The sequence below is a fragment of the Aeromonas piscicola genome (assembly GCF_000820005.1).
Lineage (GTDB): Bacteria > Pseudomonadota > Gammaproteobacteria > Enterobacterales > Aeromonadaceae > Aeromonas > Aeromonas piscicola.
This window is the reverse complement of record NZ_CDBL01000044.1, coordinates 169383-176405: the sequence shown is the minus strand read 5'-3', so window position 1 is coordinate 176405 and position 7023 is coordinate 169383. Positions and strand designations below refer to the sequence as shown.

Below are 7023 nucleotides of genomic sequence, written 5' to 3'. Positions count from 1 at the left end.
CCCCCGCCGCTGCCGGAACCCGTGGTGCGCCCCAGAGTCGCCCCCAATGACAGTGCCCCTGCCGCCAACGGCAGCCAGGGGCTGGCCGAGCGCATCATGAATGCACTCAATAGCACACCGCTGATGGAGGAGACGGCGCCCCAGGCCCAGAGCGAGTCTCAGGCCATGCCGATCAGCGCCCTGCCGCTGGAGCTGAAGCAGCGGATCCCTGCCCTGGCCTACGGCTCCCATGTATTCTCGTCCAACCCGGCCAAGCGGGCCGTGATGCTGAACGGCCGTGAGTTTCGCGAGGGCAGCGAGGTCGCCCCCGGCGTCACCCTGATCGCCATAGCCCAGGATTACATCATCCTGCAGGTGGCGGGCCAGAACGTCAGTCTCAAGGCACTGCAGGACTGGCGCGGCTGATCCCGTCACGACCACAACGCCGGCTCAGCCCCGCTGAGCTGGCGTCCATTTCAAGAGGGAGCCTGAGAGCTCCCCTTTTTAATCAATAATATGAGAGCCATGTGAGCAATTCAGACAACACCACCTTCGCCACCCGGATTCTGGACTGGTACCAGATCCACGGCCGCAAGACCCTGCCCTGGCAGCAGGACAAGACGCCCTATCGGGTCTGGGTCTCCGAGATCATGCTGCAGCAGACCCAGGTCGCCACCGTGATCCCGTATTATCAACGCTTCATGGCCCGCTTCCCCGACGTGCAGGCCCTGGCCCATGCCCCCATCGACGAGGTGCTGCACCACTGGACCGGGCTCGGCTATTACGCCCGCGCCCGCAACCTGCACAAGGCGGCCCGGCAGATCTGCGAACTGCACGGCGGCCTGTTCCCGGAGCGGCTGGAAGAGGTCATGGCCCTGCCCGGCATAGGCCGCTCCACCGCGGGCGCCGTGCTCTCCCTCTCCCTTGGCCAGCCCCACGCCATTCTGGACGGCAACGTGAAGCGGGTGCTCACCCGCTGGCTGGCACTGCCGGGCTGGCCTGGCCAGAAACAGGTGGAGAACGATCTGTGGGAGCTCGCCATCCGCCTCACGCCCAAGCTCGGCGTGGCCCACTACAACCAGGCCATGATGGACATGGGTGCCACCGTCTGCACCCGCAGCAAACCCGCCTGCGAGCGCTGCCCGGTGCAGGCCGATTGCCAGGGGCTGTCGCAGGGCAAGCCCAGCGCCTACCCCAACAGCAAACCCAAGAAGAGCATTCCGGCCCGCGCTGGCATCATGCTGCTCATTCGTCACGGCGACCAGCTGTTGCTGGAGAAGCGGCCACCACAGGGGATCTGGGGCGGGCTCTACTGCTTCCCGCAGGTGGAGTCGCTGACGGAGGTCGAAGGGCTGATGCAGCGGCTTGGGCTGAGCGGCCATGATTATCGGGAACTGAGCGGATTTAGGCATACATTCAGCCACTTCCATCTCGATATTCAGCCTTTCCTGATTGAAATCGATGCGCCACCGGCCCCCCAGCTCATGGAAGCGGATAACCGACTCTGGTATAACTTACGCCATCCTGCAGAGGTGGGTCTGGCAGCCGCCACGGCCCGCCTGCTCGCCTACCCGGACTTACAACCATAGAGGTCAACATGAGCCGTACTGTATTTTGCCAACGCCTGAAAAAAGAGGGCCCGGGCCTGGATTTCCAACTCTACCCCGGTGAACTCGGCAAGCGGATTTTTGACAACATCAGCAAGGAAGCCTGGACCGAATGGCAGAAGAAGCAGGTGATGCTGATCAACGAGAAGAAGCTGAACATGATGAACCTGGAGCATCGTCAGCTGCTGGAAAAAGAGATGGTGAGCTACCTGTTTGAAGCGGGTGAAGTGGCCATAGACGGTTATACCCCTCCCAGCCAATGAGCCGATGAGTTGTACTTGTGAGCCAGCGACGGCGATACAGCTCCCGGTTCACAGCCAGTGACCGGTCTATGAACCAGTGAGTTGTACGTGTGAGCCAGCGACGGCGATACATCTCCCGGTTCACAGCCAGTGACCGGTCTATGAACCAGTAAGTTGTACCTGTGAGCCAGCGACGGCGATACATCTCCCGGTTCACAGCCAATGAATGACGGGCGGCCCCGCCGCCCAGTTTGAGGATCCTATGGGCCGAATTTTTTGGCTGCTTTGCACCCTGCTGTTTCTCTCTGCCTGCTCATCCTCCCCCAAGCCCAGCGGGAGTGAGGATGACGATCTGGTCAACGGCAAGGACATTCGCGGTTTCGAACACATGATCAGCGCGCTCTCCCATAACGTGAACGAGATATGGGGGCGTGAGGCGCTGTTCGCGGGCAAATTTGACTACGTCAAATACACGGATCAGTACAAGAGCCGGGCTCACATCGACTTCTCCAGCGGCCACATCATGGTGGAAACCGTCTCCGGACTTGACCCTCGTGCCCACCTGCGCCGCGCCATCATAGAGACCCTGCTGACCCCGGACGATCCGGCGGAAGTGGATCTGTACTCCGACCGTGAAATTCTGCCCGGTGGCGAGCCCTTCCTCTATGGTCAGGTGCTGGACAACCTGGGCCAGCCGATCCGCTTCGACTGGCGGGCCGAGCGTTACGCCGATTACCTGCTCAGCACGGCGATGAAGAAGCGCACCCTGGGGATCCGCACCATCTTCTTCGTCGACATCCCCATGGTGGCCAACCACGAGGACAGACGGGGTTACAAGTATGCCGGCATCATACGGGAAGCCTCCCGCAAGTACGGCGTCGCCGAAAGCCTCATCTATGCGGTGATCAAGACAGAGAGCAGTTTCAACCCCTATGCGGTCAGCCACGCCAACGCCTATGGCCTGATGCAGGTGATCCCGGCCACCGCAGGACGGGACGTCTACGTGCGGGTCAAGGGCAAGAATGGCCAGCCAACCCGGGATGATCTGTTCAATCCGGCCTACAACATAGACGTGGGCACCGCCTACCTGCACCTGTTGCAGACCGTCTATCTGGTGGACATCCAGGATCCGCTCTCCCGCCGCTATGCCGTCATCTCGGCCTACAACGGTGGTGCCGGCGGCGTGCTGAACACCTTCTCCAGCGACCGCAAGGCGGCGCCCGGCATGATCAACCAGCTCTCCCCCGAGGCTGTGTACCAGATCCTGACCGAGCAGCACCCCAAGGCGGAGGCCAGACGCTATCTCTACAAGGTCAATCAGGCCGAGAAGGGATTCAAGCGCACGCTGGCCCGCACCGGCTAAGCAGACAAACAGCAAAAGGGCGCCTCCATGGAGGCGCCCTTGTTACGTCTGGCGTACGGCTATCCTGCCTTACTTGGCGACAAACCCGCCCTTGCTCTGCGGAGCGGCACCCACCTTCTCCAGGCTCTCCACCTCCACCTCTGTCTTGTTCCAGCTGTGGTCCACTTCGCCACGGATGCGGATCAGATCGTCCGAGCCCACCTCAATGCCGCGCCACACATCCTGATCCACTTCGACTTCCACCTCGCCACTGGCGTCACGGAACATGTAGTTCTCGCCGCCCAGGTGCTTGACCAGCTTGCCTTCCAGGGTGGCCCAGCTGTCATCGGCCAGATCCTTCAACTGAGCGACGGACACCTTGTTCTGATCCTGCGGGCCCGTATAGGCCGCCATGGCGAAAGAAGAGATGGACATCAGGGTCAACAGACCGATTACGCTTGCCTTGTTCATTTCATGCTCCTGTCATTGGGTACGGGAGCAGTGTGCAAGCCGGGGCGTGAAACAAACGTGAAGCCTCCCCATCTGGGTGAAGGGGATGTGACCGTAATCGATTTAATCAGCACTGCCTGCTGAGAAATTTAATTCGGCTGGATACCCTGCAAAATGGCAAAACAGCTTCCCAGCCCGTTTGCCTATCGAGGAAAAGCCTGCAGGCACCACCTGCTTTCAAATCAACGAGAACGACAAGATGAAAAAATGGTTCGTGTGTTTATTGGGACTAATCGCGCTAACAGTTCAGGCCGCCGACAGCCGTCCCGCCTTCTCCCGGATCGTGATGTTTGGCGACAGCCTCTCCGATACCGGCAAGATGTACAGCAAGATGCGCGGTTACCTCCCCTCCAGCCCCCCCTACTATGAGGGCCGCTTCTCCAACGGGCCCGTCTGGCTGGAGCAGCTGACCAAGCAGTTCCCGGGCCTGACCATAGCCAACGAGGCGGAAGGCGGTGCCACCGCCGTGGCTTACAACAAGATCTCCTGGAATCCCAAGTATCAGGTCATCAACAACCTGGACTACGAGGTCACCCAGTTCCTGCAAAAAGACAGCTTCAAGCCGGACGATCTGGTGATCCTCTGGGTCGGCGCCAACGACTATCTGGCCTACGGCTGGAACACAGAACAGGATGCCAAGCGGGTGCGCGACGCCATCAGCGATGCGGCCAACCGCATGGTGCTGAACGGTGCCAAGCAGATACTGCTGTTCAACCTGCCGGATCTGGGCCAGAACCCCTCGGCCCGCAGCCAGAAGGTGGTCGAGGCGGCCAGCCATGTCTCCGCCTACCACAACCAATTGCTGCTGAATCTGGCACGCCAGCTGGCCCCCACCGGCATGGTGAAGCTGTTCGAAATCGACAAGCAGTTTGCCGAGATGCTGCGCGAGCCGCAGAACTTCGGCCTGAGCGATACGGAGAACGCCTGCTACGGTGGCAGCTATGTGTGGAAGCCGTTTGCCTCCCGCAGCGCCAGCACCGACAGCCAGCTCTCCGCCTTCAACCCGCAGGAGCGCCTCGCCATCGCCGGCAACCCGCTGCTGGCACAGGCCGTCGCCAGCCCCATGGCCCGCCGCAGCGCCAGCACCCTCAACTGTGAGGGCAAGATGTTCTGGGATCAGGTCCACCCGACCACTGTCGTGCACGCTGCCCTGAGCGAGCGCGCCGCCACCTTCATCGAGAGCCAGTACGAGTTCCTCGCCCACTGATGACAAGGGGCCGACACTCGGTCGGCCCCTCTTTTACCTCGTCACAGCACCATCAATCAGCGATAGCGCTTCACTATGCCGTCATAGACGCCGTTCTGCCTGATGGTGGCCAGCGCCTCCTGCAGCCGCTTGATCACCTCGGGTGCCGTCTTCAGGCTCGCCGCCACGTAGAGTTCTCCCCCGGTAAAGTCTTCGATGTCGTGCACTATCTTGAGGGCGCCGGGCTCATAGCCCGCCTGCCGCACATAGTAGTTCGCCGCCTCCTGCGACACGGGCCAGAGATCGATGCGCCCCATCAACAGTTTGAGCATATTGGCCTCGTTGCTGTTGTTGCGCTGCAGGTTGGAGAAGTTGAGACCGATCAGATACTGCTCCAGCGCATCATTGCGCACTGTGCCGATAGACCAGGCACGCGCGTGTGATAACTGGCTGAACGGCTTGATGTCGTCGCGTTTGGCCAGAGCAAACACATGAAAGTTGATGCGGGCGATCACCCCGATCCACTGGAACTGCGCCTCGCGCTCGGGGAAGCGGCTGATGCTGTAGATGAGCACATTGGGGCGGCTGCGGGCCAGCGAGATGGCCCTCGCCCAGGGGTAGATATCGAGGCCGTACTCGAATCCCGCCTCCTCCAGCATGGCCTCCACCACTTCGGTGCCCAGCCCCTTGATCTCGTCCTCTTCCAGATAGTTGTAGGGGGCATAGTCTTCAGTCACCACCTGCAGCGTATCAGCGGCCCAGACCGGCGCCAGCCACAGCGACCAGCACAGCCATATCCATTTGTTTTTCATGCCCACCCCGGTGCGATCCTGCCTCGGTTAACTATTGCCGCCCCGCCCCAGAGATCAAATCACACAGTTCAACTGCGGTAATAATAATCACAATTTGTTTTATATCAGTTGCTTGAGAACCCACGGAAAGCGACTACCTTTAATCTGTTGTGGCTGTGCTATAAGCCCCGACCCATAAGGAGAGGCAACCTAAAAACAACCTCCCCCCAATATGAAATTGCAGAGGCTCAACATGAATAAAACACTGATTACCTTACTGGTTTCAGGCTTGCTTGCGGCCAACGCCCAGGCTGCCGGACAAGACAACACCTGGTATGGCGGTGCCAAGCTGGGTTGGTCCAACTTCTATGGTGTCGATCACAACCAGAGCATCAAAGATAACTACGCCATCGGCGAAGAGGACAAGAACGACGTCGGTGCCGGCGCTTTCCTCGGCTACCAGATCAACCAGAACCTCGGCGTCGAGCTCGGTTACGACTGGCTCGGCAAATACAAGTACACCGCAACCGACCTGCTGACGCCCACCGACATCAGCCAGGACGAGATCAAGGCCCAGCTGGCGCAGCTCACCATGAAGATAGGTCTGCCGGTGAGCGACAACCTGGATCTCTACACTCGCCTCGGTGGTGCCTACGCCTGGACCGACAGCAAGCAGTTCGACAATGACAATGGGGCCGCCTTCGTCGGCGCACTGGGGGCCGAATACGCCTTCAACCGCGACTGGGCCGCCCGCCTCGAATACCAGTACACCACGCCGCTCGGCGACAAGGCGCTCGACAAGACGGGGGCCGAGCTCGACAACGGCCTGCTGGCGGTCGCCGTGGTCTACCGCTTCGGTCAGGTTGCTCCCGTGGTTGCTGCCCCGGTTCCGGCCCCCGCGCCTGAGCCCGTGGTGGTCGAGAAGCAGTTCACCCTGAGCTCGGACGTGCTGTTCGACTTCAACAAAGCGACCCTCAAAGCGGAAGGCGGACAGGCGCTGGATAACCTCTACAGCCAGATTGAGCAAGCCCGACCCAAGGATGGCGTCGCCACAGTCATCGGCTATACCGACCGCATCGGCTCGGATGCCTATAACCAGAAGCTCTCAGAACAGCGTGCACGGACAGTCGCCGATTACCTGGTCGGCAAGGGCCTGCCGGCAGGCAAGGTCAATGTGGAAGGGCGTGGCAAGGGTTCCCCCGTCACCGGCGACAGCTGCACCAGCAAATCCAAGCGTGAGCTGATCGTCTGCCTGGCACCGGATCGCCGGGTCGAGGTCAAGGTGGAAGGGGTCTCTGACGTTCAACAGTAAGTTCCACCTTCTTGGCACCGGGTCTGTGGTACCTGGATAAAAAAACGGGAGGCC

8 protein-coding genes are annotated in these 7023 nt (G+C 60.7%); 6 read left to right on the top strand and 2 right to left on the bottom strand.

The annotated features are described in order from the left end of the window. The 4 genes from gspB to mltC all read left to right on the top strand — a co-directional run. On the top strand, nt 1-405 hold a 405-nt coding region (gene gspB / locus BN1128_RS09885), incomplete at its 5' end, for a type II secretion system assembly factor GspB (protein WP_042868159.1). Nucleotides 406-506: 101 nt separating this feature from the next. Further along, nucleotides 507-1568, top strand: a complete 1062-nt coding sequence (gene mutY, locus BN1128_RS09880) for an A/G-specific adenine glycosylase (protein ID WP_042868156.1) — start codon at nt 507-509, stop codon at nt 1566-1568. An 8-nt stretch (nt 1569-1576) separates the two neighbouring features. Then, the gene (locus BN1128_RS09875) at nt 1577-1849 is read left to right on the top strand and encodes an oxidative damage protection protein (RefSeq protein ID WP_005313967.1); all 273 of its coding nucleotides are present in this window, start codon (nt 1577-1579) and stop codon (nt 1847-1849) included. Between the two features lie 241 nt (nt 1850-2090). Next, nucleotides 2091-3191 (top strand): membrane-bound lytic murein transglycosylase MltC, encoded by a 1101-nt coding sequence (gene mltC / locus BN1128_RS09870; protein ID WP_042868154.1) that lies wholly within the window; start codon nt 2091-2093, stop codon nt 3189-3191. Between the two features lie 69 nt (nt 3192-3260). On the opposite strand, the gene BN1128_RS09865 is transcribed toward mltC, so the two are convergent. Then, on the bottom strand, nt 3261-3641 hold the full coding sequence (locus BN1128_RS09865; RefSeq protein WP_042868152.1) for a YgiW/YdeI family stress tolerance OB fold protein: 381 nt from the start codon (nt 3639-3641) through the stop codon (nt 3261-3263). A gap of 238 nt (nt 3642-3879) precedes the next feature. On the opposite strand from BN1128_RS09865, the gene BN1128_RS09860 reads away from it, so the two are divergent. Next, nucleotides 3880-4887, top strand: a complete 1008-nt coding sequence (locus BN1128_RS09860) for an SGNH/GDSL hydrolase family protein (protein WP_042868287.1) — start codon at nt 3880-3882, stop codon at nt 4885-4887. A gap of 56 nt (nt 4888-4943) precedes the next feature. On the opposite strand, the gene BN1128_RS09855 is transcribed toward BN1128_RS09860, so the two are convergent. Beyond that, nucleotides 4944-5678, bottom strand: coding sequence for a substrate-binding periplasmic protein (locus BN1128_RS09855; RefSeq protein ID WP_042868150.1), 735 nt, complete (start codon nt 5676-5678; stop codon nt 4944-4946). Between the two features lie 232 nt (nt 5679-5910). Between BN1128_RS09855 and ompA the strand changes: the two genes are divergently transcribed. Further along, a complete protein-coding gene (gene ompA / locus BN1128_RS09850; RefSeq protein WP_042868285.1) occupies nt 5911-6969 on the top strand; it encodes a porin OmpA in 1059 nt (352 codons plus the stop codon). Nucleotides 6970-7023 lie beyond the last annotated feature (54 nt).